The organism is Tenacibaculum aestuarii, assembly GCF_964510395.1.
In the GTDB taxonomy this organism is placed as follows: domain Bacteria; phylum Bacteroidota; class Bacteroidia; order Flavobacteriales; family Flavobacteriaceae; genus Polaribacter; species Polaribacter aestuarii.
In genome coordinates this window covers 35,790-61,894 of sequence record NZ_CAZEFY010000002.1, presented here as the reverse complement: position 1 = coordinate 61,894, position 26,105 = coordinate 35,790, and the positions used below count along the sequence as shown (strand labels likewise).

Sequence of the window (26,105 nt, the reverse complement as noted above, 5' to 3'; positions counted from 1 at the left end):
GACTTTATGTTTTAAGAATTACACCTCTTTCTCTACACCTCTTTCTCGAAAGTCTTCACTGCTTTTATCAAGTCTTCATTAAACTCCTCATTTACAATACTTCCGTCTTTAAAGTTATCATAAAATTTTGGTAAAGAAAAATCGGTTATGATATTTGCTCCCATATGCGGAAATCCGTTTTTAGCAATCGCCATAGAAGAAGCTCCTCCTCTTCCTCCAGGTGATGTAGATAACAGCAACATTGGTTTGTTATTCCAAAGTTTTTGCTCTATGCGCGACATCCAATCTACAATATTCTTAAAAGCCACTGTAAAATTTCCGTTATGTTCTGCTAATGATAACATAATACCATCAGCTTCTTTAAGCTTGTTTAAAAAGATTACTGCATTCTCAGGAAAACCATTCTCCATTTCTTCATCAACCCCATAAATTGGTAGTGGGTAATCATTCAAATCTAAAACTTCTACCTCAAAGTCATTTAATAAACTAGAGGCATATACCACCAATTGTTTGTTTATGGATTTTTTACTGTTACTACCTGCAAATGCAATAATTTTCTTCATTTATGTTGTTATTTTTGAATTTATTTCTGTTTCTCCTTTTACCATTTTTGCTACAGGACACTTACCTGCTATTTCTAATAACTTGGTACGTTGTTCATCTGTAACTTCTTTTTCAAAAGAAATTTCTTCAATCAATGATTTTTTTATTCCTTCGGGAGTTAGCTGTTCTTTTTGACTCACATTTACCGTGATTTTTCCTAAATCCCAACCTTTACGTTCTGCATACATACGCAAAGTGATAGAAACACAACCACCTATTGCAGTTAACAAATACTCTACAGGTGTGGGGGCATTATCATCTCCTCCTTTGTCTAGAGGTTCGTCAATTATCGCAAAATGATTTCTCATTTTTGCTTCTGCCAAATAATTACGATTTGTTAAAGTTACTTTTGAAGTCGGATTATTGCTCATTATATTTTTTTACTATAAATATATGAAACTATTAATAGAATCATGGCAATTATAGCTCCCATTTGCTCACCATCTCCAATCATAAAATGAGCAAAAAATGCCAAAATAAACGCAAAGAAATACCCTGCATACGCCCATTCATTTAAAAACTTACCTCTAAAAAACCATAGCGCTACCAATCCTAACAATTTAACTACTGCATACGGGTAAATAATGTAAGTTGGATACCCAAATGCGCCAAACATTTTAGCTACTTCTTCATAATTAAAAAAGTACATTCCTGACGAGAAAAACATTAATAAGGTTAACAAACCAGTAGCTACATAAAAAATAATTTTGTCTTTTTTCATTTTGTTAGTTTTTAAATTCATTACAAATGTATGGAAAAAAAAACAAATACATACCATGGAATATAAAAACACGGTAATTAATTAATTTCTAAATTATCTTTATATATTTATAGGAATAAACTAAACTGATGGAAATAATTGATTATAAAGAAAAATACGCTTCAAGTTTTTACAATTTGAATATTGAGTGGCTACGAACTTTTTTCTATGTAGAATCATATGATGAAGAAGTTTTAAGCAACCCTAACAAATACATTATTGACAAAGGCGGATACATTTTCTTTGCCAAATTAAATGATGAAATTGTAGGAACTGTTGCCTTAATGCCTATGAATGAACCAAATGTTTATGAATTAACAAAAATGGCTGTTTCACCTTATCATAGAGGCCACAAAATAGGACAAAAACTAATGCAACACTGTATTGATTTTGCTCAAAAAAACAACTTTGACAAACTTGTTTTATATTCAAACACTGTTTTAGAAAATGCTATTTATATCTATAGAAAATATGGTTTTGTAGAAATTCCTGTAGAAGAAAATTGTCCGTACGAACGATGTAATATTAAAATGGAGCTAAAAACAAAACTCCCTTAAAATTAAGGGAGTAAACTTCAAAATAAAATTTACAACTACTAATTATAAATTTAAACTTTTTAATTTTTTAGTACTTGATAAAATTTCCCGCTATGCAAACAAACAACTGAAACAAACTAAACATAAACGGGAAATTTACAGACAACTAAGATTATTTATACACTAACTATTAAAGTACTTCTGCTACCTCTTCTACTGCTTCTTTATTTTTTGAAGAAGTTTCAAACTGATTAGAAGTATTCTTTTCTCCTCCTGCTTTTAAAGCATTTTCTCCAGCAAAAAATGTTTTATGATCATCTCCTAAATCAGAACCTGCCATTCTTTGGTGCTTTACACACGAAACTCCTTTTCTAATTTCCTGTCGTTGTACTCCTCTTACATAGGCTAACATTCCTTCGCTACCAAAATAACCTTCGGTTAAATCGTTCATGTGCAATGCTGTGGTATGATAAGTTGGTAATGTAATTAAATGATGGAAAATTCCTGCTTCCCTTGCACTATCTATTTGGAAAGTACGGATTTTCTCATCAGCCCTGTGACACAGTTCTGTTCCGTCGTAAGCTGCATTCATTAAATTGTTTCTGTCATATCCCGTCATATTTTCTCCTTCTGCAACCATTTCATCATATACTTGATTACGGAAATTCAACGTCCAGTTAAACGAAGGTGAATTGTTATACACCAACTTCGCATTAGGAACTACTTCTCGTACTCTATTTACCATATGTGCAATTTGTCCTACATGAGGTGTTGGCGTTTCAATCCATAATAAATCAGCTCCGTTTTGTAAACTAGTAATACAATCTAATACTACCCTATCAATATTGGTTCCTTCTCTAAACTTGTACAATCCGTTAGCTAAACGTACAGGACGCACTAATTTTCCATCACGTTTCAACAATACATCATCTTCTTTTGCTTCATCAATTGTAATTTCTTCAGCTTCTACAAAGGCTAAATATTGAGAAGCTAAATCTCCTGGCTCTTGACTTACGGGTAATTTTTGAGTTAACCCAGCTCCTTCCGAATCGGTTCTAGCTACAATAACCCCATCCTCTACTCCTAACTCTAAAAAAGCATATCGAATTGCATTTAACTTCGCTATAAAATCTTCATGGGGTACAGTTACTTTTCCATCTTGATGTCCGCATTGTTTGGCATCAGAAACTTGGTTTTCTATCTGGATAGCACAAGCACCAGCTTGAATCATTTTTTTAGCCAATAAATATGTTGCTTCTTCATTTCCAAAACCAGCATCAATATCAGCTATGATAGGTACCACATGCGTTTCAAAATTATCGATTTCGTCTTGCACATCTTCTCCGTTTTCTAATCTTCGGAATAAATCATTCAACTCAACTGCATCCGCTTGACGTAAAAAGTCATAAATTTCTTCAATCAAGGCTGGAACCGCTGTCTTTTCATGCATCGATTGGTCTGGTAACGGTCCAAATTCAGAGCGTAACGCAGCAACCATCCATCCTGAAAGGTATAAATATCGTTTACTCGTTGTTTTATGATGTTTTTTCACCGCAATCATTTTTTGTTGCGCTACAAATCCGTGCCAGCACCCTAACGATTGTGTATAATTTGACGAATCTGCGTCGTAAGCTGCCATATCTTTTCGCATGATAGCAGCAGTATATCTAGCGATATCTAAACCTGTTTTAAAACGGTTTTGCACTACCATTCTAGCAGCATTTTCAGAAGAAACTGAGTTCCAAGTTGTCCCGTACTTTTTCTTTAATTCTTTTACAGTTTGTAAAGCAGAACTATAATTAGCGTGTGCTAAATTTTTCATAATTTTGTAATTGATAAGGTTATTAATTTATATTGATAGCTTGCCCTTTTAAATGTTGCCGCATTTTTAAGGGCTTTTTTTTCGATAATCGAGATTTAACTATTTCGATTTTAGTCTTTAATTTAGAATGTTTTTCTCTATAAGTATCTTCTAGACTTATACCAAAAACAGCTTACTCTAAAAATATTGATAAGCCGGTAAGGTTAAGAATTCTTCAAATTCTTCTGACAATACTAAACTGTCAAATAACTCTATGGCTTTATTAAACCTTCCGTCCGCGAATCTATCTGCTCCTAAAAGGTTTTTAATTTTTTGAATTTCTTCTTTTTTGAATTGCTCATACATTCCTTTAGTAAATGTTCTACCATCTTCTAACAATTCATTTTTTTGCAACCATAGCCATACCTGTGTTCTAGAAATTTCGGCAGTTGCTGCATCTTCCATTAAATTATACAAAGCAGCTGCCCCTTGTCCCATCAACCAAGATTCTATATACAAAATTCCTACATTGATATTTTCTCTAATCCCTTCTTCTGTGATAGTTCCTTGTGGTTGTTGCACCAAAGCTTCTTCTGTTATATAAACACCCTCTCTTAGTTTATTAATTTGATTAGGTGTTTTCATATGTGCATCGAACACTTCCGTTGCTAACGACACCAATCCAGGATGCGCAACCCAAGTGCCATCATGTCCATTCAACACTTCTCTCTCTTTTCCTTTCTTTACTTTATCAAAAGCTATTTTGTTAGCCGTTTCATCATTCTTTACAGGAATCTGAGCTGCCATTCCTCCCATCGCATGAACTCCACGTTTATGACAAGTTTGAATAACATGTAACGAATAGGCTTCCATAAATGGGGTTTCCATCGTTATTTGTGCCCTATTTGGCACAAAGAAATTGGTATGATTTCTGAACTTTTTAATATATGAGAAGATATAATCCCAACGTCCACAGTTTAAACCTGCCATGTGATTTCTCAATTCGTAAATAATCTCATCTAACTGAAAACTAGCCGTAATCGTTTCAATCAATACCGTTGCTTTAATTGTTTTTTGTGGCACCCCCATATAGTCTTGTGCAAATACAAAAACATCATTCCACCATCGAGCTTCTTTATAATGTTCTAATTTTGGCAGATAAAAATAAGTAGCACTTCCTTTCGCTAACAAAGTTTTGATGTTATAAAAGAAGAACAAACCGAAATCTACCAGAGAACCAGACATTTCTACACCGTCAATCAACAAATGTTTTTCGTTTAAATGCAAACCTCTTGGACGTACTAATAACGTAGCTACGTTCTCATTTAGCTGATACGTTTTATCTTTTGAAGCATTGTAAAACGAAATGGTTTTGTTAACCGCATCTCTTAAATTTACTTGTCCTTCTAAAATATTTTGAATCGTTGGTGCGTTGCTATCTTCAAAATCTGCCATAAACATTTTTGCCCCTGAATTTAAAGCATTGATAACCATTTTTCGCTCTACAGGACCTGTAATCTCTACCCTTCTATCTAATAAATCTTCTGGTAACTCAGCACAAACCCAATTACTTTCTCTTATTTCTTTGGTTTCAGAAGGAAAAGAAGGAAAGTTTCCAGCATCAAAATACGCTTGTTCGATTTCTCTTTCAGCTAATAATTGAAGTCTTTGACTATTAAATTTCTCTTGAAGTTGAATTAAAAATGCTTTGGCTTCATTGGTCAAAACACTTTCATACTTAACTGTATCAAAACCTATACATTGAACTTCTTTTACTAAAACATCTTGATTCATACTATTTTATTTTAATTGATTGATAGCTCAATATTAAAAAAAAGAACCGAAACAAAAAAGCGAACGTTCGCTAAAAATATAAAATTTACTGATTTTTATTAATTCGCTAATTTTTATACCTTTGAATTACGAATCTTTTAATAAAAATATCTTGGAAGAAGAATATATCAGATTAGTTTTCGGATTAAAACTGAAACAAATACGTACCGATAAAAACCTATCACTCTTTGGATTAGCCAAATTAACAGGTTTATCAAAATCATATTTAAACGAAATTGAGAAAGGGAAAAAGTATCCTAAAACCGATAAAATTGTTATTCTTTCTGAAAAGCTAGAAGTGCCTTACGACCATTTAGTATCTCTAAAACTAGATAAAAACCTAGCACCAATTGGTGAAATTTTACAATCTAAAATTTTAAAAGAAATTCCTTTAGACCTATTTGGTATTAAAGAAAATAACCTGATTGATATTATCGCCAATGCTCCTGCAAAGGTTAATGCGTTTATAAGTACCATTATTAAGATTTCGCAAAACTACAACTTAACAAGAGAAAGCTTTTTCCTTGCTGCATTACGTTCATACCAAGAGGCACACAACAATTATTTTGAAGATATTGAAACAAAGGTTACCGATTTTATTGAGGCTTATCAAATAAATCCAAATAAACCTATTACTTCAAAAGACTTAGAAGAAATTTTAATTGAAGAATATGGTTACACTATTGATAGTGAAGAATTATCTAAACATCAAAAACTATCTGAACTCAGAAACATCTATATTCCAAAGAATAAAACACTCCTTATATATAACGACATAAACAAAGCGCAAAAAACATTCATTTTTGCTAAAGAAATAGCTTATAATTATTTAGAGATTGAAGACAGACTATACACGTTTCCATGGATAAAATTTGAAAGTTTTGATGAAGTATTAAATAATTTTATAGCTTCTTACTTTGCTGGTGCTTTAATTATTCCAAAAGATGATTTAATTCAAAAACTAACACAACTTTTTTCTTTAGAAACCTGGCAGCCTATACAATTGCATAAAATTATTAGAAGTTATAATTGTTCTGACGAAACATTCTATCAACGTTTAACCAATATTTTACCTAAGCATTTTAATATTAAGAACCTGTTCTTTTTACGTTTTACACATAAAGAAGGTTCTCCTGTACATAGACTTTCAAAAGAGCTACATATTACACAACAACAATCTCCACATGCCAATCGTAACAATGAACATTATTGCAGAAGATGGATTGCCATTAAAACAATTCAGGACTTGGAGGTTTCAGAAGAAAAAAAATCAGCTTATGGAATTCAAATATCATCGTACGAAAATTCTCAAAAGGAGTATTTAGTTCTTTCTGCAGCTACCGCAGATCCTTTTAAAGAAAAAATTAATCGTAGTGTAAGTATAGGTATGCTACTTTCTCCACACTTAAAACGCAAACTTCATTTTTTTAATGAAGATACTTTTATTAAAAAAACAGTAGGTGTTACTTGCGAAACATGCGCAGTACAAAACTGTAACGAACGAGTGGCTGAACCTTATATTTTAATGAAACAATCTAGAAATAAAGAAATAGAAAACACTGTTGAAAACATCATTCAATCGTATACCTAAACACCTTGTTTTGTACGTTGTTTTTCTTATTTTAGCACACGCAAACAAATAACTTACCATGGATCTTAACTTCAATAAAAACGAAGACCACAATAAACTTTTAGTATCAGATTTACGCAGACGCTTAGCCAAAGTTAAATTAGGGGGCGGCCAAAAGCGTATTGATAAACATCACGAAAAAGGAAAAATGACCGCTCGTGAACGTATCGACTATTTATTAGACGACAAATCAAAATCTATCGAAATCGCTGCTTTTGCAGGAGAAGATATGTATCAAGAACACGGTGGATGTCCTTCAGGAGGTGTAGTTGTTAAAATGGGGTACGTTAGTGGTAAACAGTGTATTGTTGTAGCCAATGACGCTACAGTAAAAGCCGGTGCTTGGTTCCCTATTACTGGTAAAAAGAACTTAAGAGCTCAAGAAATTGCTATTGAAAACAAATTACCTATCATCTACTTAGTTGATTCTGCGGGGGTTTATTTACCTATGCAAGATGAAATTTTTCCTGATAAAGAACACTTCGGAAGAATTTTTAGAAATAATGCTGTAATGAGTAGCATGGGAATTACCCAAATTGCTGCCGTTATGGGAAGCTGTGTTGCTGGTGGTGCTTACTTACCTATTATGAGTGATGAAGCTTTAATTGTAGATAAAACAGGTAGTATTTTCTTAGCTGGTAGTTATTTAGTAAAAGCTGCTATTGGTGAAACTATTGATAATGAAACGTTGGGTGGAGCAACCACACATTGTGAAGTATCTGGTGTTACCGATTATAAAGCAAAAGATGATAAAGATGCTTTAGACACCATTAAAAATTTAATGGATAAAATTGGAGATTATGATAAAGCTGGTTTTAACCGTAAAGAAGCTTTTCCTCCAAAAGAAAACGAAGATGATATTTTTGGAATTTTACCAAAAGCTCGTAATGAGCAATACGATATGATGGAAATCATTAAACGTTTGGTAGATAATTCTGAATTTGAAGAATACAAAGCAGGCTACGGTCAAACCATTATTACTGGATATGCTCGTATTGATGGATGGGCTGTTGGTATTGTTGCTAACCAACGTAAAATTGTAAAATCAAAAGGAGCAAAAACCAAACCTAGCGAAATGCAGTTTGGTGGGGTAATTTATAATGATTCAGCCGATAAAGCTACACGATTTATTGCCAACTGTAATCAAAAGAAAATCCCATTAGTTTTCTTACAAGATGTTACTGGATTTATGGTAGGAAGTAAATCTGAACATAGCGGAATCATTAAAGACGGAGCCAAAATGGTGAATGCTGTTAGTAACTCTGTTGTTCCTAAATTTACTGTGGTTATTGGTAACTCTTACGGAGCAGGAAATTATGCTATGTGTGGTAAAGCCTACGATCCACGCCTTATTTTTGCATGGCCTAGTGCAGAATTAGCTGTAATGAGTGGTGCTTCTGCTGCTAAAGTATTATTACAAATTGAAACTGCTGCTCTTAAAAATAAAGGAGAAGAAATTACTCCAGAAAAAGAAGCAGAATTATTCGATAAAATAAAATCGAGATACGACAATCAAATATCTCCATATTACGCTGCTGCAAGAATTTGGACAGACGCTGTGATTAATCCTTTAGACACCAGAACTTGGATTTCTATGGGAATAGAAGCAGCAAACCACGCTCCCATTGAAAAACCTTTTAATTTGGGAGTTTTACAAGTTTAAAACAAAGAAAGTAGCATGAAGAGGAAAGTATTTTGGGGCATTATTGCCCTTATAATTGGATTTGTAATCTACCAGGTTTATATTTTCACCCTATCTGAAAATGACAATATTAAACCTATTTACTTAGTTCCTGATAATGCTGTTTTTATAGTTGATACTGAAAGACCTATTGACACTTGGGATGAAATAAGCTCAAGTGAAATTTGGACACATCTTCAATCCAATCAACAAATCAATAAGCTATCTGAAGGTCTCAATAGTTTAGATGAAACTTTTAAAGCTAAAAAAGAAATTTTTGACTTTATTGGTGAGCGTAACTTAGTTATCTCTGTACATGTATATAGTCCTAAAAAATACGGTTTATTATATATTGCTGATCTACAAAAATTCTCCAAACTCATCTTCCTAAAAAGAGCTATTAGTAATTTAGCTGGTGAAGGTTATAGAGTCACCAAACGAGTATATAAAGAACATGAAATTATTGAGCTTTACAATAAAGAGACACGGGAAACCTTACACCTTTCATTTATTAAAAATCAGGTAATTGCTTCCTACACTCATACTCTCGTTGAAAAATCAATAGACCAATACTTAAACCCTGTTATTGGACGTGATATAAATTTTATAGAAATAAAGGAGAAAACAGATACTGATGGATTTTTTAATATCTATTTACAACATAAATATCTAAAAGGCTATTTAAATTGTTTTACCAGTTCTAGCAATTTAGATTTCTTAAATAAAGAAGCTTTTTTTTACACAGGATTAGACATTTCAATTATAGAAGGAGTTATAGTACAAGCTACTGGTTACACAAATGTTGATAGCAATTCACAAACCTATTTAAAAGTTTTACAAAATTCAGGAGTTGGTAAACGTAGTGCAGCTAAAATAGCTCCGAAAAACACTTCTTTATACCTTAGTTTTGCTTTTGATGATTTTAAAACTTTTAATCATAATCTAGAGACACTTCAACAAGAAAACCCAGCAGATTTCAAAATGTATTCTGATCAATTAGCAATGATTGAGGGTAAACTAGATATTAATGTTTCTGAACATGTATACAGCTGGATTGGTAGTGAAATAGCTTTAATTCATTTTAACACTGAACTTTCAAAAAACAAAAAAGATATCGCTGCTATTATTAAAGCTGACGATATTGAGGATGCTAAAGAAAATCTTCAATTTGTTCTTTCTAAGATAAAAGAAAACACTCCATTAAAATACAAGCAAATTAATTACCGAGGGTATCCTATTAATTTTTTTGATCTAAAAGGGTTCTTTAAAATGCTAGCTGGTAATGTATTTTCTAAAATGGACAAGCCTTACTTTACTATTATTGATGATTTCGTTGTTTTTAGTACAAGTCCGAACACTATTAAAGAAATTATCAACAACCATTTAATAGGATATACACTTGAAAACTCAGAAAAATTTGATGATTTCAACTATAATTTCGAAAAGAAATCTAGTGTGTTTGCTTATGTTAACACACCAAATTCTTACAAAGATCTTTTAAGTTTAGTTGATAATAAAACTCGAACTCAACTTCAAAAAGACAAACCTTATATTACTTGTTTTTCTCAAATCGGTTTGCAACTTATTGCCGAAGATGATTTATTTAAAAGCAATATTTCTTTTGTTTATGAACATCCAGAAGAAATTGAAATCCATCTTAAAAAAGAGGAGGAATTAAAAAAGAAATTACTTGAAGAATTAACTCCTTACAAAGACTCTATAAACACTCTAAGTTCGGAAAACTTTTTTAACCTTCATCCTATACATCCGTCAGATTTAAGTGCCAAATCGTATCAAGAATTTTATGAAAATGGAAAACTAAAATTTGAAGTTGATTTAAACGATGGTTTAAAAGATGGTTCTTACAAATCGTATTATGAAAACGGAAACGTAAAAGTTAAAGGGCATTATAAAAATGATAAGCAAAGTGGCACTTGGAAAGCATATGATGAACAAACAGGTAATGTAATTTTCAAAAAACATTTTTAATTGCAATATTTTATAGCATTAGTTACATTTGCCAAGCAAAATTAAAACAGAATACACATGGGAAGAGCATTCGAATTTAGGAAAGCAAGAAAGATGAAACGTTGGTCAGCTATGGCTAAAACCTTTACTCGTATTGGTAAAGATATCGTTATGGCGGTTAAAGAAGGAGGTCCTAACCCCGAAACCAACTCTCGTTTACGTGTAGTTATTCAAAATGCAAAAGCTGCCAACATGCCTAAAGACAATGTTGAGCGTGCCATTAAAAAAGCATCTGATAAAAACACAGAAAATTACAAAGAGGTATTATTTGAAGGATATGCTCCTCACGGAGTAGCTGTTTTAGTAGAAACTGCTACCAACAACAACAATCGTACAGTAGCTAATGTTCGTGCTGCTTTTAACAAGTGTAACGGTAACTTAGGTACATCTGGTTCTGTAGCTTTTATGTTTGACCACGTGGTAAACTTCAAGATTAAAGAAGAATCATTAACAATGGATTTAGAAGAATTTGAAATGGAAATGATTGACTTCGAAGTTGAAGAAGTATTTACTGATGAAGAAGACAACTCAGTTATGTTATATGCTCCGTTTGGTCAATTCGGATCTATTCAAAAATATTTAGAAGAAAACAATATTGAAATTATTTCTTCTGAATTTGAACGAATTCCTACTACAACTACTGCTCTTTCTGATGAACAGAAAGAAGAAGTAAACAAACTTTTAGAAAAATTAGAAGAGGATGATGACGTAAACAACGTATATCATTCTATGGAAGAATAAACATTATTATATTTATAAAACTTAAAAATCCAACGATTTATACCGTTGGATTTTTTTTATATATTTACTCTAACCAAACCTCTCATAATTATGATATTCTACGGAACTAAAGGAACACATTTGCATAGCGAAAAAGTTAGCGGTGTAAAGTGTACCCATTGCGAACAACAAAACACTCACACCATTAGTATTTTTGGAAAATACTTTTACATCTACTGGATTCCAATTTTCCCTTTGGGTAAAAAAGGAGTCTCTGAGTGTAATCACTGTAAAGCTACTTATGAACGTAAAAACATGAGTGAACAGTTAAAATTAGCTCACGACAATGTAAAACGAAACACTAAAACTCCATTTACACATTGGATAGGTTCTCTTTTAGTAGGCGCTCTTATTCTTTTTGTAATTTACTCTGTAAAACAACACGATAAAGATGTCGTTGCTTATATTAATAGTCCACAAGTAAATGACATCATTAAGTATAAATCATCCAAAAAAGCTTATTCTACTATAAAAGTTACCAACGTAACTACCGATTCTATTTTCTTTGTGGCAAATTCAATGGAAATTAGTAAAAGGAGTAAACTTTATAAAATTGATAAAGAAGAAAATTACAATGCTGAACGATTTGGAATGAGTTTATCTGACTATAAAGAAGCCTTTGATAACAAAGATTTTTTAGATGTTAATAGATAACAAGAATTATTTAAACAATTAGATTTAGAGCTTTACAAATATTAATCTAAAATCTAATTGTTTTTTTTATTATTTGTACTTTCGCACGGTCATACTAAAACAAACTAGTCTATGGATTACAGAATGACTATCATCATTCCAGTTTTTAATGAAATTGATAACTTAGATAGAATACACAGTACGTTCACTGATTACTTTTCTAAAAGTAAAACTAAAAGCAAGGTTTTATTTATTGATGATGGTTCTACCGATGATAGTTTCAATAAAATTTCTGAAATCTGCACAAACAACCCTAACTTTGAATACTTAAAATTTAAAGAAAACTGCGGATTAAGTTCAGCTATCAAAGCTGGTATTGACCATATCGACACCGAATTAATCGGGTATATTGATGCCGATTTACAAACCACTCCTTATGATTTCGATATTTTATTAGAAGATATTGATAATTACCAAGCTGTAATTGGATATAGAGGGAAAAGAAAAGATACTTTAAGTAAAAAACTACAATCGTTAATTGCTAACAGCATACGCCGTAGTTTAATTAACGATGGAGTTATTGATACTGGTTGTCCGTTAAAAGTACTTCGTACTGATGTTGCTAAAAAGATTCCTTTCTTTAAAGGAATGCACCGTTTTATTCCAGCTTTAATTTTATTACAGAATGGAAAAATAAAACAGCTAAAAGTTCAGCATTTTGAACGTATTGCGGGTACTTCTAAATTCAATATTTTCAATAGGTCTTTAAAAGCGTTACGTGATACTTTTGCTTACAGATGGATGCGAAAAAGCTATATAAATTATACTATTGAAAAGTCTAAAATTAGCTAATGAGCGACTGGCTTTCATATAAATCTTTTGTATACATTATCGGTTTTGCTGCTCAAATTTTATTTTCAGCAAGGCTTTTATTACAATGGATTCAATCTGAAAAAGTAAAAAGAGTACTAACACCTGAATTGTTTTGGCAATTAAGTCTAATTGCTTCCTTTTTGCTTTTTGTTTACGGATGGTTACGAGACGATTTTGCCATTATGTTAGGGCAATCGTTAACCTACTTTATCTATATTAGAAATATGCAATTACAGGGATCTTGGATAAAACTACCTAAATTTCTGCGTGGTTTTTTACTTATTTTCCCTTTTTTAATTGCTCTATATTCCTTTAAGAATAACCAAATTGATGTTGAGCGATTGTTCCGCAATGAAGAGATTCCCATTAACTTATTAATCTGGGGAAGTATAGGTCAGATTATTTTTACACTGCGTTTTATCTATCAATGGATTTATTCTGAGCGTAAAAAAGAATCTTCGTTACCTTTAGGGTTTTGGTTGTTAAGCCTTGTAGGATCGCTTATGATTTTAAGCTATGCAGTTATAAGAAAAGACCCTGTATTATTCATTGGACAATTATTCGGTTTTGTTATTTATATCAGAAACGTTTTTATCTTATTAAAACAAGATAAAGTGTTAAAAACTAACTCATAAACTTATTCTTTTTTCAGAATGAAAAACAAACTAACTTTTAATATATTTTTAGTAATAGCTGCTATTAGCTTACTTATTAATGTAGGCTCATATGGAGTTATTGAAAGTAGCGATGCTAGATATGCCGAAATAGGTAGAGCTATGCATGTTTCTGGTGATTATATGCACCCTAACTTGTTAGATGTTCATCACTATCACAAACCTCCATTTACCTATCAAATTACAGCTTTAGGCTACAAAATATTTGGTATCAATGCTTTTGGAGCTCGTTTCTTTTTACAATTAGCTGTTTTACTTCAACTTGTATTGGTCTACCGTTTAAGTATTTCATTATTCAACAATAAAAAAACGGCACTTTGGTCTGCTATTATCTATTTTAGCTTTCCGTTAGTTTTAATGTCTTCACGAAACTTAACAACCGATGCTTTTTTAGCAACCTTTGTTTTACTAAGTATTTATAGTTGGGTAAAATATCGCCAATCTGGAGTTATAAAATGGCTTTATGCTTTTACTCTAAGTTTAGCGTTAGGTTTTCTAACAAAAGGACCTGTAATATTTATCGTTCCAGTAATTTTCATTTTATTTTATAACCGTACAGAAAAGGCAAAAAGAAATTTTTCTATTCATCATATTACGGCTTGGACTTTATTTTTAATTATTGCAGCATCTTGGTTTGTCTATTTAGGTTACAGTAATCCTGCCTTTTTAGATTATTTCTTAGGAAAACAGACCGCAGATAGGTTCTCTAAAAACGCCTTCGGAAGAACAGAACCATTTTGGTACTTCTTAGCTTTTGCTCCGTTAGTTGGTTTACCATGGTTTTTAGCATTTATTTATTTACTTAAAGATCAAAAAGAATTATTAAAAACAAAAACAATCCATTTTGCTATGTTAATGGCGTTTGTAATTCCTTTGATTTTCTTTTCAGTTTCTTCTTCAAAACGAATTTTATACATCTTACCATTATATGGCTTACTTGCTATATTAATAGCTGATTTGTTTTCACGAATAACCACAGAAAAAATCAAAACTATCAATGCTTTTATTCTTGGATTTTCTGGTTTAATTCTATTGGCGTTTATTGTAGCTCCATTTATAAATACTGGAATGAATTTTCCATATTATTTAGCAATTGCTAGTTGTGCTGTTGCAATCGTAGTATTCTTCCTTTATAAATCTAAAGAAGAAGTTAAATTCAAGCCAGTACTTACCTCATTTGTTGTTACGGTGTTTTTATTGATCAGTGCTTCAACAATCTTAGCTAAGAACGAATTAAAAGTAAATGCTTCGAAGCCTGTAACAGACTTTATTATTAATGAAAATCTTAATTCTAGAGATATTTTAGTCTACAATATTAGAAAATCATCCATTGCTTTTGGATTGAATAAATCAATTATTTCCTTATACGATGGGCACGAATCTTTAAATAGAGAAACTCAGTTTGAAACAGATACAAACTGGAAAAATCACCTAATCAATCTTAATAGATACTACTGAGTTAGAAAGTTTAAATGGAATCGTAGAAAAACCTACTGTTTTAATACTTTATAAAAAGCAACTTCCAGAAAGATTAGATTGGTTAGCAAAGAACTATCCTAACAAAAAAATAATGGGTAAATGGACTGTTTTATACTAACCTAGAAATTATAACAACCTTACTAAATCCAATGTTTTCTTACGTTGGATTTTTTTTGTCTCTGTTTCTATAAATCTATCTACAAAGTAAATTTCTTTAGGGATTTCATATTTGGTCAGATTCTTTGCTTCGTTCAAGATAACATTGTATTCTTTCCCTTCTATGACAAGCACTAATTTTTCTCCTAACACCTTATCTGGAACACCGATAACAAAAAAACGATTCGAGATAATTTTAGATAATTTTTCTTCTATTTTTTCTGGATGTAGCTTAATTCCACCAGAATTAATGACATTATCATAACGACCTAACCATTCAAACTCTCTTTCAGAAATTAAATCCACTACGTCATTTGTTACAACTCTTTCCTCTGATACTTTAGGAGCATCAATTATCAAGCAATTTCGACTGTCTTGTGAAAGATGTACGTCAGGTAGTGTTTTATAGTTAGATTTATTACTATCGTTCGAAATGACATTATTCAGTTTTTTCACAGCAACATGTGTAATGGTTTCGGTCATTCCATAGGTAGCAAAAACTTGAGTAGATAGATTTTGAATTTCTACAATTAAATCGTTAGAAACGACTCCACCACCTACAATTAGTTTTTTAACCTTATGTAAATCTTTTAACGAGTTTTGTAACTGCATTGGTACCATTGCAGAAAAGTCATACACTTTATTTATTCCTTCCAATGGATTAGAAATTGCTTCTACAACATCAAGCTTCCACCCTAACGTTAAAGCTCGGACAAGCATCATTTTTCCTGCAATATAATCGGTAGAAAGACACAATAAAGCAGTAGTGTTTTCTTTCAATTCAAAAAAAGCTCCCGTTGCCTCTGCTGAGTTTTTCATAAACTCTTTTTTCAACGGAATTGGTTTCGGTTTTCCTGTAGAACCAGAAGTTTGCACTACTACAAAATCTTCAGCATTAAACCAATCTGATAAAAATGAAAAGACAGAATTATTAATTGTTTTAGAAAAACTCAAGAGTTCTTCTTCTGAAGAAAAAGACTTTTCATTTAACTGAAAACTTTTATGAAAGTTGTTTTTTTTCACAATATTCAGGATAGTATACTATAGAATTTCTTTAGTGATTACTGGTTTTTCAATCTTACCAAACAATTTTTCTTTCCAGTTTTTCCATCCATATTTTTTTTGTAAAAACATAATGTATAACGGATAAATAAAAAAAACAGGAATAATCATTTGATATATTAAATTCGGTTCAGAATGATCAATAAATAAGGCGTCAGTTTGAAAAACTGCCCAATTTGAAGCTACTAAAACAGCCGCTGCAATATTATTTGCTGCGTGAATTCCTAAAGCTAATTCTGTTCCTTCATCTAACAAGGTGATAATTCCGAATAAAAAACCTGTTCCAATATAAAAACCCATAATTCCGTAGCCTAACTTGGATACTTCTGGATTTAAAATATGCATTAACCCAAACAACGTTGAAGTTACGATTAGCGGAACCCATCTGGTTTTAGTTAAAATTCCTATTCCTTGCATTAAATAACCTCTAAACAACAACTCTTCTAACGATGTTTGAATCGGGATTAAAATGATACAAATCGTTAATAATAGAAAAAACGGAACTGGTTTAAAATTCCACACGAATTCTTCTGGTGCTAACAAATAACCTATAAAAAGAAAAAATACCGTCATTAAAAACCAAGAAACAAACCCATAAAAAAAACGGTTCCAATCTACTTTCTTTCTACTTGTTACTACAGAAGTGAATGACCGTAAATGCACGAACTTCACAAATACTATCAACAAAACTAAAAGTACTGCAAATGGCATTAAATTTTCAATTAGGAAAATATTTTTGTTTCCTTGAAAATTGGCTGTATCCTCCATCAAGCCTTTATATACTTCTGGTAATAAAAAATAAATTGCGAAGTTTAATAAAAAAGGAGACATTACTATTACAATTGTAAGTAACCACCTCCACCAACTATTTTCGCCTTTATATGCTTGTTGTATAAAATCCATTTTTAAATATTAAAGTCCCAATTTTTATTCGTGTTGTAACCTAAGCTTCCATTTGTAACTTCTAGCGGACTCTCAATGTTATTTGTAAACAAACTTCCAGTTCCTAATCCTTGCGGTAAAGGATTGTTCAACGTATAGGTCCATTGTGCTATTGCGTTTAAGCCAATATTACTTTCTAATGCCGAAGTAATCCAGTTTCCTGCATTATGATTAGCTGCTATTTGAATCCACTCGTTGCTTCCTTGAAAACCTCCAACCAAACTAGGTTTTAAAATGATGTATTGTGGTTGAATTGTACTAATACAATTTTCTTTTTCTTCGGAAGAAAACACGCCAATTAGTTCTTCATCTAACGCAATTGGTAACAGTGTTTCCTCACACAATCTCGCCATTTCTTGCCACTGACCTTGTTTGATAGGTTGTTCTATTGAATGCAACTCTAACTCGGCTAATCTTTGTAGTTTTTCTAAAGCATTTTCAGGCAAAAATGCTCCGTTAGCGTCTACTCTTAACTCTATTTCTTTGGCTGAAAATTCTTTTCTGATGGACTGCAACAATGCTATTTCTGTATCGAAATCAATAGCTCCAATCTTCATTTTTATTGTTGTAAAACCTTGCTGTAACTTATCCTTTATTTGCTGTTGCATAAAGGATTTATCACCCATCCAAATTAATCCGTTTATTGAAATTTGCTCTTTTCCTTTAGAAAAATCTGATGGAAATAATTCAAACGGATTTTCACTTTCTAATGATAAAAAGGCTTGTTCTAATCCAAATTGAATCGACGGGAAATGTGCCACTTCTGCCAATAAAACATCTAAACCAAGATTAATATTGTTACATACCCATTGTAACTTCTCTTCATAATCAGGTCTATCATCAGCACTTAATCCACGAAACAAACCACATTCACCAAAACCTTGTTTTCCTTCTCTTTCTAAAACTAAAAACCATGTTTCTTTAGTTCTTAAAATTCCACGAGAAGTTCCACTAGCTTGCTTAAAATTCAATAAATATTTATGATAGGTAGCTTTAATCAACTGTTTATTTTTTTAGTTATGAGCTTCAGACGCTTTTTTAAATTCGTCTAAATATTGTTGACTCATTTTTTTCAATGCTCCTTTAAAATACGGAAACAAACAACTCATTACATACGACTCACTTGTACAGGTTGTTGTTTGTACTATCTTAGTTATATTTCCTTCAGAAGTAAATACATAATCATCTGTTTTTAACATATTTTCTGCATCGAAATGAAAAGTAAGTCTTTCATTTTCTTCAAAAGCTAATACTTCTTCTGTCATAGTCACCAATTTCCCTTGGTTTTCAACAACAACTTTATATGTACTTCCTATTTTATTTGGCTTCTCTTCTAATACGTCAATCGATTTTACTTCTGGCATCCATTGCTTCATCAATTCTACATTTTGAAAGTCGGCAAAAACTTCTTTTACAGGCTTGTTAACTGTTATCTCATTCGTGTAAACTACCTCTTGAACAACCAGTCCTGTTAAAAAAAACGCAAGAATTAAAGCAGTTATAATTCCTAAAATTATTTTGATTTTTTTCATAATTCTAACCTAAAATAACCTCTTAAATAGTTATTGTTTCTCCAATTTCTAAAATCACTAATTCTTTTTTAGCTTGTGTAAACTTTTCTTTCGCATCATCAACATCAATTGTTATTGGAGGGAAAGTGCTAAAGTGACAACCTATTACTTTATTACAAATTACCAAATCACTTGCTATAATAGCATCATCTACTCCCATCGTGAAATTATCTCCTATTGGAAAAATTGACGCCGTAAGGTTTGTAGTCATCGGTATTAACTGCATATCCATGGTAACAGCAGTATCTCCAGAAACATATAACGATTTTTCTCCCGCAGTAATTACGAATCCACCTGGTTGACCACCGTAGCTTCCATCTGCAAAAGATGAAGTATGAATAGCATTTACATATTTAGCAGAAAATGTGTCGTTTGTATAAGTACCACCATGATTTACAGGATGTCCTTTTAAATTCTTTGCTCCGTAATACATTACGATTTCATAATTCGAAACTATAGTAGCTCCTGTTCTTTCTGCGATACGCTCAACATCTAACACATGATCTTGGTGTGCATGTGTAAGTAATATATAGTCTGCTTTTACTTCATCTACATTAATGTGTAATGCTAAAGGATTTCCTGTTATAAAAGGATCAATTAACACGTGGGTTCCGTTAATTTCTACTCCAAAACACGCATGACCGTAAAAAGTGATTTTCATCTATTTGTTTTTAGTTTTAATATGATAAGATGTTACCTTTAATTACAAAGGCTCTATTCTTTCTTTCGTTTAATTCGTTTTTTAATAAATATAACTAGTAAGGTGATTAGCAATATAAATGGCCAAATATTTACCAAACCAATAAAGAACCATTTTATGTTATCTATTCCACTGCTAAAGGCTTCTGTTAAGCGCTTTCCAAAACTTTTTGAATACGCTTTGCTTATTTCTGTTTTATAAAATCGGATTGTTAAGGTTGAATAGGATACCTGATTTTGCAAATATTTCAGGCGACCTTCCATCGATTCTATTTCTGATCTTACCTTGTTTAATTCTCTTTCTACCTCTATAATTTCTTTTACTGAAGATGCTTTTTTTAATATCTCACTATAACGCTGCTCTAACTTTTTTTTTACTTTTAAACGAGCTTCAACATCTAAAAACTGCTCTGTTACATCTTTTACAGATATGTTTTTATTATCAAATCGTGTTACTTTTGAAGAAATTTCACTTAAAAAAACATCAAAATTTTTAGAAGGAATTCTAACAGTTAAATTGGTCGTAATACTTTGTGAAGATTTGTATTCATTATCGGTAGAAATATAACCGTTGTATTTTTTTAATACTTGTTCTATGTGGTTTCTTGTTGCTGATAAATCACTTGTCTCAAAAGATATATCTCCTGTTTTAATTAATTTTCTTTCAACTACTGGAGCTTCATTATTTCCTTTTAACTCAACTGATTCTCCTACTTCTTCGATAGTTGCTACATCTCTTAAAGCACTGTTACTGCCATAAGATTCAAGGTTTTTACTCCCGTCATTACAAGCTGTTAATAAAACAACAGCTACAAAAAGATTTAAAATTTTTTTCATCATATTTTTTCAGGGAAGTTACAAAATTTGCCCCAATCCAAATAAAATTGAAAATAAAAAGGTACTTAATGCTACTTTTTTTAGCTCTCCATCTAATAAAGTCTCTTCTTTATTTTTGTACACAAAAAACAGATGTTTTGCCAAAGGAATGTAAGCTACAATAAATAGAAATTGAGTTGGTGAGTGATACTTGATAACCACATATAACAATGCAAACAGAAATGATGCGATAATTAAAAAGTAGTGATACATTTTTGCCGATTCAGATCCCATTTTCACTACCAACGTGTTTTTTCCTGATTTTGCATCATTCTCTCTATCACGCATGTTATTTAAATTCAACACCGCTGTACTTAACAATCCGACAGTTATTGCTGGTAAAAAAATCGTAAAGTTTAATTCCTTAGTGTATAAAAAGTACGTTCCTACTACTGCTAACAATCCGAAGAAAAGGAACACAAAAACATCTCCAAATCCACTGTAACCATAGGCAGATTTACCTACTGTATATTTTATAGCAGCTATGATAGATGCAATTCCTAATCCGAAGAAAATTGCAGAATATAAAAAACTGTCTTTTCCAAAGGAAACATAAATTAATAGTAGAGCAATAACAATCGTAATAACTCCTGTAACAATCATTGCTGACTTCATTTGTTTTGGAGTAATCGCTCCTGAAGCCACCATACGTGCTTCTCCTTCTCTTTCATTATCCGTACCTTTTACTCCATCTCCATAATCATTCGCAAAATTAGATAATACTTGAAACCCAATTGTGGTTAAAATGGCTAACCAAAAAATTTCTGTTTGGAAAAATAACGGACAACCAAAGCAACAAAAAAAACCTTCGGTATTATTTATATAATCATAATTTCCTATTGTTGCTCCAACAATAATCCCTGAAACAGAAAGAGGTAATGTACGTAAACGTGCTGCTTTTATGTAGTTTTTAATCATTCTTAAAAAATAAGATTCCCGCTTTCGCGGGAATAACACAGTTTATATTTTTTACTATTATAAATTATTTGCCTCAGCAATTAACTCAGCAATATCTTTTACTTCTATTTGTGCTTCTTTTTCTTTGAATTTCACGCCATCAGTCATCATAGTATTACAGTAAGGACATCCGGTAGCAATAATCTGAGGATTCGTTTCTAATGCATCTTCAGTTCGTAACACATTAATATCTTTATCACCTTTTTCTGGTTCTTTAAACATTTGAGCTCCACCAGCTCCACAGCATAATGCCGTTGATTTATGGCGCTTCATCTCTGTCATTTTTACTCCTAAACGACGAATTAAATCACGTGGACTTTCATATACATCGTTAGCACGTCCTAAATAGCATGGATCATGATATGTTAAACGTTTTCCGTTTAAGTTTTTATCTTCAATAGTTAAACGTCCTTCACTAATTAGCTTGCTAATATATTGTGTGTGGTGATATACTTTGTACTTTCCTCCTAATCCTGGATATTCATTTTTTAGTGTATTAAATGAATGCGGATCGCAAGTTACAATCGTTTTTACTTCGTAAGCATTTAAAACTTCAATATTAGTAACTGCTTGCATTTGAAATAAAAACTCATTTCCAGCACGCTTTGCTGCATCTCCTGTTGAACTTTCTTCAGTACCTAATACCGCAAAATCAACTCCAGCTTGTTGTAATATTTTCACAAAAGCTCTTGTTATTTTTTTTGCTCTATCATCATAACTTCCTGCAGCCCCTACCCAAAACAACACTTCTGGTTGTTTTCCTTGAGCCATCATATCTGCCATTGTTGGTACGTTCATAATTCTTTATCGTTTAATTGTTGAACTGTTTTTTGTTTAGTTTTTGAGAATTGAATAATTAATAACTATTCTTCGTCTTTCCAGTTTAATCTGTCCATTTGACTATACTGCCAAGGTGCTCCGTTATTTTCAATATTGGTCATCATCATATTTAACTCTTGTGGAGCTGCTGACTCTTCCATTACCAAATAACGACGCATATCCATAATGATTGATAATGGATCAATATTTACAGGACATTCTTGCACACAAGCATTACAACTTGTACATGCCCATAGTTCTTCTGGAGTAATATAATCGTTTAATAATTGCTTTCCGTCATCAACAAACGTACCTCCGTTTGCATCAATATTCTTCCCTACTTCTTCTAAACGGTCACGTGTTTTCATCATAATAGCACGTGGTGATAATTCTTTCCCCGTTAAGTTTGCAGGACATGAAGAAGTACAACGTCCACATTCAGTACATGTGTATGCGTTCATTAACTGCACCCAGTTTAAATCAGTAACATCTGATGCTCCGAATTTTTCAGGCTCACCTTCCTCTGCTCCTTCTTCTGGCATTGCATACGGATCAGCATCAGGATCCATCATCATTTTTACTTCCTTCGTTACCTCTTCTAAATTATCGAACTGTCCCTTTGGATTTAAGTTTGCAAAAAACGTGTTAGGGAAAGCTAATAAAATATGTAAGTGCTTAGAGTAGTATAAGTAGTTTAAGAAAATTAAAATCCCTACAATGTGCAACCACCAAGCAGATTTTTCAATAGTATGTAATGCTTCCGGTGAAAAACCATTAAACCAAGGCGCTACAAATTGAGAAACTACATTACCTGCTCCTGCTTCTTGATAAGCAACGTCTGTAGCATTCATTACTAAAAACAACGTCATTAATACCATTTCAAAATATAAAATAATATTACCGTCATTTTTCGGCCAACCTTCCATTTCTTTATTCCAGAAACGTTTTACTTTTTCAATATTTCTACGGAACCAAAATATTATAACCGCTACTAATACCATGAATGCTAATACTTCGAAACTACCAATTAAAAAACCGTATAAAGCTGGTCCTAAAATTGGTTGAAAAACACGGTGTGTACCGAATAATCCATCAATAACGATTTCTAACATTTCGATATTGATTAAAATAAATCCAATATATACAACGATGTGTAAAATACCAGAAACTGGTCGACGTACCATTTTATATTGTCCTAAAGCAATTTTCGCCATGTTTTTCCAACGTTCTGGCTTTCGATCACTTCTATCAATATCTTTTCCTAATTTAATGTTGCGTATCAGCTTACGAACATTCATTACAAAATACCCGATACCTGCAATTAAAATAAGTGCAAAAAAGATGTTTGGTACGTATTTCTCCATCGTTCTTTAATTATTAAGTTTTGTTAGATTTTATAAATGTAATCTTATTGATTACTTACATTTTTCTCGTTATTCTCTTCGTTATATGGTTTTGCTTTTTTTCCGAATAATGAAAAATGTACAAATCGCTTAGGATTCAACTTCATTTCTCGCAACAACTCTTCCATTTCTTTTGAAGCATTGGTTAAGTTTGTGTACATTTTTTCATCGGTCATTAGCTTTCCTAATGTTCCTTTTCCAGATTTCATATCAGCTAACAACGTATTTACGTTCGCCAAAGTTGTTTCTAACTTTTTTACTGACTCACCTAAATTAGCTTTTGCTAAATCGTCTGAAACTTTTGAAAAATTATCTGTAATTTTTTTAGAATTCTCTAAAGTTACTTCAATGTTTATCTTACTATTATCCAACATTGAATTAACTGTAGATAATGTTTTACGAACATCATAGATTGTTCCTTCTAAACCTTGAATACTTCTATTTAAACTTTTACGAGATTTTTCGTTTAAAACTTGATTTATTCCTATTAACAAAGAATCTGCTCCCACTAAAACATTTTCTAATTTCGCCTGAATAGGGTTTAATTTTTCTCCTACTGAAGAAAATATATCTGATTCAACTTCTCCTTTTAAATAATCTCCAGATTTAGCTATCTCTCCATCATATTTAGGAACAATGGCTAAATTTTGCCCCCCCATTAAACTAGCTGAGTAAATTTTAGCAATACTATTTTTAGAAAATTCGAAATCGGTATCTAATGAAATCTTTACGATTAGCTTACCTCTCTTTTCTGGTTGCTCATTAAAGTAGATTTGAGCTACTTTACCTACTTTCAACCCATTAATTGTAACTAAACTAGCCTCATTAAGACCATTTATGTTATTGTACTCTACAAAAAAGTGTCTTGCATTAGCACTGAACAAATCTTGTCCTTTTAAGAAGTTATAACCCCAAATAAATAGCGCAATAACGATTACAGCAACAATTCCTGTTTTTAGTTCTTTAGACATATAAAATATTTATACGAGCGAAAATAATAATAATTTTGGGAGTATAAATATAGAACACCTCTAAATTAACGGTTTTTCAATGCTTCTTTAATCGAAATACGTTTTCCGTTTTTAAAAGCCACTACCCAAGCATCTTTATATCCATTACTTTTTACTTCTGGCAACAACTTTTTTATACCTGAAAGACTTGGTGAATTCCCGTAATAATATTTATAGTAACCATCTATAAATAAAACCTCTATATTTTTTAACCCTTTAAAAGTACTTGTCGATAACTTTTTTCTAGAAGCTGCTATTTGAATTTTAAACTCAACTTCTGAAGGTGCTTTCTTTGGAGTCGTTGTTACTACTTTAGTTGACTCCTCTTTTTTCTCTTTCTTTTCAACAGTTTTATGGTTTTCTTTCTTAATCGTAGGTTTTGATTCTTCTTTTTGAATTAATGGTGCATTTACTGTAATAGTTTCACTAATCGTGTTAAGCTTTAATCTTTCAAAATACTTTTTTATAGCCTCTGCTATTGATTTTGCCATTTGTAATTGCCCTTTTCTTGAATTAAGAAAACTTCCTTCTGCTTTATTAGTTAAAAAACCTAATTCTATTAAAACACTTGGCATTACAGTTTCTCGCAATACTAAAAAGTTAGCTTGCTTTACCTTTCTATTATTCCTTTTAAGAGCAACAAAATTATTTTGTACTAACCCTGCTATTCCTAAACTGTTTTCTAAATTTTCTTCTTGAAGTACTGACAATCCAATTACCGATTCAGGAGAATTAGGGTCGTAATCGTAGTTCTGTTTGTAGTTGTCCTCTAACAAGATTACAGAGTTTTCCTTTTTTGCTATCTCTAAGTTTTCTTTATTACCACTAAGCCCTAACACAAAAGTACTTGCCCCATGAGGATCTGATCTTCTAAAAGCATCACAATGTATTGACACAAATAAATCAGCTTTCTTATCATTTGCTATTTTAGCTCGATTGTGTAACTCTATAAAAACATCTTTTTTTCTAGTATATAAAACATCAATATCTTTAGATGTCGACAACTCCTTCCCCACATCTAGCGCAACTCTTAAAGCTATATGTTTTTCTCTGAATCCGTTTCCTAAGTTACCTGGATCTTTTCCTCCATGACCTGCATCTAACACAACTGTATATTTTTTTTGTGCAAAAACAGATGAGATCTCTCCTAATAAAACAGTTAGAGAGGTTATAATAATTAATGATATTTTTGAGATATTATATTTACGGAAATTTAAGAATTGCATCAATAAAATTTAACTATTTTTGGATTTTAAAATATGAGCGTTCAAATAGTACGCCAAAGTTTTTAAATATAAC

The 26,105-nt window shown here is 31.7% G+C and carries 25 protein-coding genes; 9 read left to right on the top strand and 16 right to left on the bottom strand.

What is annotated here, in order from left to right:
• Positions 1-32: 32 nt before the first annotated feature.
• From ACKTSU_RS05590 to ACKTSU_RS05580, 3 genes are read right to left on the bottom strand one after another with little or no spacing between them, the layout of a single operon-like run.
• A complete protein-coding gene (locus tag ACKTSU_RS05590) occupies positions 33-563 on the bottom strand; it encodes an NADPH-dependent FMN reductase (RefSeq protein WP_408035386.1) in 531 nt (176 codons plus the stop codon).
• Positions 564-974, bottom strand: a complete 411-nt coding sequence (locus ACKTSU_RS05585) for an OsmC family protein (RefSeq protein WP_408035385.1) — start codon at positions 972-974, stop codon at positions 564-566.
• Positions 974-1,324, bottom strand: coding sequence for a DoxX family protein (locus ACKTSU_RS05580; RefSeq protein ID WP_408035384.1), 351 nt, complete (start codon positions 1,322-1,324; stop codon positions 974-976). Before ACKTSU_RS05580 ends, ACKTSU_RS05585 begins: the two co-directional genes overlap by 1 nt.
• 128 nt (positions 1,325-1,452) lie before the next feature.
• On the opposite strand from ACKTSU_RS05580, the gene ACKTSU_RS05575 reads away from it, so the two are divergent.
• Positions 1,453-1,920 (top strand): GNAT family N-acetyltransferase, encoded by a 468-nt coding sequence (locus ACKTSU_RS05575; RefSeq protein ID WP_408035383.1) that lies wholly within the window; start codon positions 1,453-1,455, stop codon positions 1,918-1,920.
• Between the two features lie 169 nt (positions 1,921-2,089).
• Here the strand turns inward: ACKTSU_RS05575 and ACKTSU_RS05570 are convergent, their stop codons facing one another.
• Positions 2,090-3,721 (bottom strand): isocitrate lyase, encoded by a 1,632-nt coding sequence (locus ACKTSU_RS05570; RefSeq protein ID WP_408035382.1) that lies wholly within the window; start codon positions 3,719-3,721, stop codon positions 2,090-2,092.
• 177 nt (positions 3,722-3,898) lie between these two features.
• The gene (gene aceB, locus ACKTSU_RS05565) at positions 3,899-5,494 is read right to left on the bottom strand and encodes a malate synthase A (protein ID WP_408035381.1); all 1,596 of its coding nucleotides are present in this window, start codon (positions 5,492-5,494) and stop codon (positions 3,899-3,901) included.
• Between the two features lie 151 nt (positions 5,495-5,645).
• Here aceB and ACKTSU_RS05560 point away from each other — a divergent pair, with 151 nt between their 5' ends.
• The 8 genes from ACKTSU_RS05560 (at position 5,646) to ACKTSU_RS05525 (ending at position 15,290) form a co-directional block, all read left to right on the top strand.
• The gene (locus ACKTSU_RS05560) at positions 5,646-7,124 is read left to right on the top strand and encodes a helix-turn-helix domain-containing protein (RefSeq protein WP_408035380.1); all 1,479 of its coding nucleotides are present in this window, start codon (positions 5,646-5,648) and stop codon (positions 7,122-7,124) included.
• Positions 7,125-7,182: 58 nt separating this feature from the next.
• Entirely contained in the window at positions 7,183-8,826 is a 1,644-nt protein-coding gene (locus ACKTSU_RS05555) for an acyl-CoA carboxylase subunit beta (RefSeq protein ID WP_408035379.1), read from the top strand.
• A 15-nt stretch (positions 8,827-8,841) separates the two neighbouring features.
• Positions 8,842-10,833 (top strand): DUF3352 domain-containing protein, encoded by a 1,992-nt coding sequence (locus tag ACKTSU_RS05550; protein WP_408035378.1) that lies wholly within the window; start codon positions 8,842-8,844, stop codon positions 10,831-10,833.
• Between the two features lie 57 nt (positions 10,834-10,890).
• A complete protein-coding gene (locus ACKTSU_RS05545; RefSeq protein ID WP_274633500.1) occupies positions 10,891-11,613 on the top strand; it encodes a YebC/PmpR family DNA-binding transcriptional regulator in 723 nt (240 codons plus the stop codon).
• Between the two features lie 90 nt (positions 11,614-11,703).
• Positions 11,704-12,306, top strand: a complete 603-nt coding sequence (locus tag ACKTSU_RS05540) for a hypothetical protein (protein WP_408035377.1) — start codon at positions 11,704-11,706, stop codon at positions 12,304-12,306.
• Positions 12,307-12,417: 111 nt separating this feature from the next.
• The gene (locus tag ACKTSU_RS05535; RefSeq protein ID WP_408035376.1) at positions 12,418-13,137 is read left to right on the top strand and encodes a glycosyltransferase family 2 protein; all 720 of its coding nucleotides are present in this window, start codon (positions 12,418-12,420) and stop codon (positions 13,135-13,137) included.
• Complete coding sequence (locus ACKTSU_RS05530) at positions 13,137-13,793, top strand: lipid-A-disaccharide synthase N-terminal domain-containing protein (RefSeq protein ID WP_408035375.1); 657 nt, start codon at positions 13,137-13,139, stop codon at positions 13,791-13,793. Before ACKTSU_RS05535 ends, ACKTSU_RS05530 begins: the two co-directional genes overlap by 1 nt.
• An 18-nt stretch (positions 13,794-13,811) precedes the next feature.
• Entirely contained in the window at positions 13,812-15,290 is a 1,479-nt protein-coding gene (locus tag ACKTSU_RS05525) for an ArnT family glycosyltransferase (RefSeq protein ID WP_408035374.1), read from the top strand.
• A 147-nt stretch (positions 15,291-15,437) separates the two neighbouring features.
• On the opposite strand, the gene ACKTSU_RS05520 is transcribed toward ACKTSU_RS05525, so the two are convergent.
• The 11 genes from ACKTSU_RS05520 to ACKTSU_RS05470 all read right to left on the bottom strand — a co-directional run bounded on the left by ACKTSU_RS05520 (position 15,438) and on the right by ACKTSU_RS05470 (position 26,032).
• Positions 15,438-16,490, bottom strand: a complete 1,053-nt coding sequence (locus tag ACKTSU_RS05520; protein ID WP_408035373.1) for an AMP-binding protein — start codon at positions 16,488-16,490, stop codon at positions 15,438-15,440.
• An 18-nt stretch (positions 16,491-16,508) separates the two neighbouring features.
• Entirely contained in the window at positions 16,509-17,432 is a 924-nt protein-coding gene (locus ACKTSU_RS05515; RefSeq protein ID WP_408035372.1) for a CPBP family glutamic-type intramembrane protease, read from the bottom strand.
• A 2-nt stretch (positions 17,433-17,434) separates the two neighbouring features.
• Positions 17,435-18,469: an o-succinylbenzoate synthase gene (locus ACKTSU_RS05510; protein ID WP_408035488.1), complete on the bottom strand. Its 1,035-nt coding sequence runs from the start codon at positions 18,467-18,469 to the stop codon at positions 17,435-17,437.
• Between the two features lie 15 nt (positions 18,470-18,484).
• Positions 18,485-19,003: an SRPBCC family protein gene (locus tag ACKTSU_RS05505; protein WP_408035371.1), complete on the bottom strand. Its 519-nt coding sequence runs from the start codon at positions 19,001-19,003 to the stop codon at positions 18,485-18,487.
• Between the two features lie 22 nt (positions 19,004-19,025).
• Positions 19,026-19,703, bottom strand: coding sequence for a metal-dependent hydrolase (locus tag ACKTSU_RS05500; RefSeq protein WP_408035370.1), 678 nt, complete (start codon positions 19,701-19,703; stop codon positions 19,026-19,028).
• A 53-nt stretch (positions 19,704-19,756) separates the two neighbouring features.
• Complete coding sequence (locus tag ACKTSU_RS05495) at positions 19,757-20,578, bottom strand: DUF4349 domain-containing protein (protein WP_408035369.1); 822 nt, start codon at positions 20,576-20,578, stop codon at positions 19,757-19,759.
• A gap of 18 nt (positions 20,579-20,596) precedes the next feature.
• Positions 20,597-21,535 (bottom strand): 1,4-dihydroxy-2-naphthoate octaprenyltransferase, encoded by a 939-nt coding sequence (gene menA / locus ACKTSU_RS05490; protein WP_408035367.1) that lies wholly within the window; start codon positions 21,533-21,535, stop codon positions 20,597-20,599.
• A gap of 57 nt (positions 21,536-21,592) precedes the next feature.
• Positions 21,593-22,372: a (Fe-S)-binding protein gene (locus tag ACKTSU_RS05485; RefSeq protein WP_408035366.1), complete on the bottom strand. Its 780-nt coding sequence runs from the start codon at positions 22,370-22,372 to the stop codon at positions 21,593-21,595.
• A gap of 65 nt (positions 22,373-22,437) precedes the next feature.
• A complete protein-coding gene (locus ACKTSU_RS05480) occupies positions 22,438-23,757 on the bottom strand; it encodes a 4Fe-4S dicluster domain-containing protein (protein ID WP_408035365.1) in 1,320 nt (439 codons plus the stop codon).
• Positions 23,758-23,801: 44 nt separating this feature from the next.
• The gene (locus ACKTSU_RS05475) at positions 23,802-24,767 is read right to left on the bottom strand and encodes an MlaD family protein (protein WP_408035364.1); all 966 of its coding nucleotides are present in this window, start codon (positions 24,765-24,767) and stop codon (positions 23,802-23,804) included.
• 65 nt (positions 24,768-24,832) lie between these two features.
• On the bottom strand, positions 24,833-26,032 hold the full coding sequence (locus ACKTSU_RS05470) for an N-acetylmuramoyl-L-alanine amidase family protein (RefSeq protein ID WP_408035363.1): 1,200 nt from the start codon (positions 26,030-26,032) through the stop codon (positions 24,833-24,835).
• Positions 26,033-26,105: the final 73 nt, after the last annotated feature.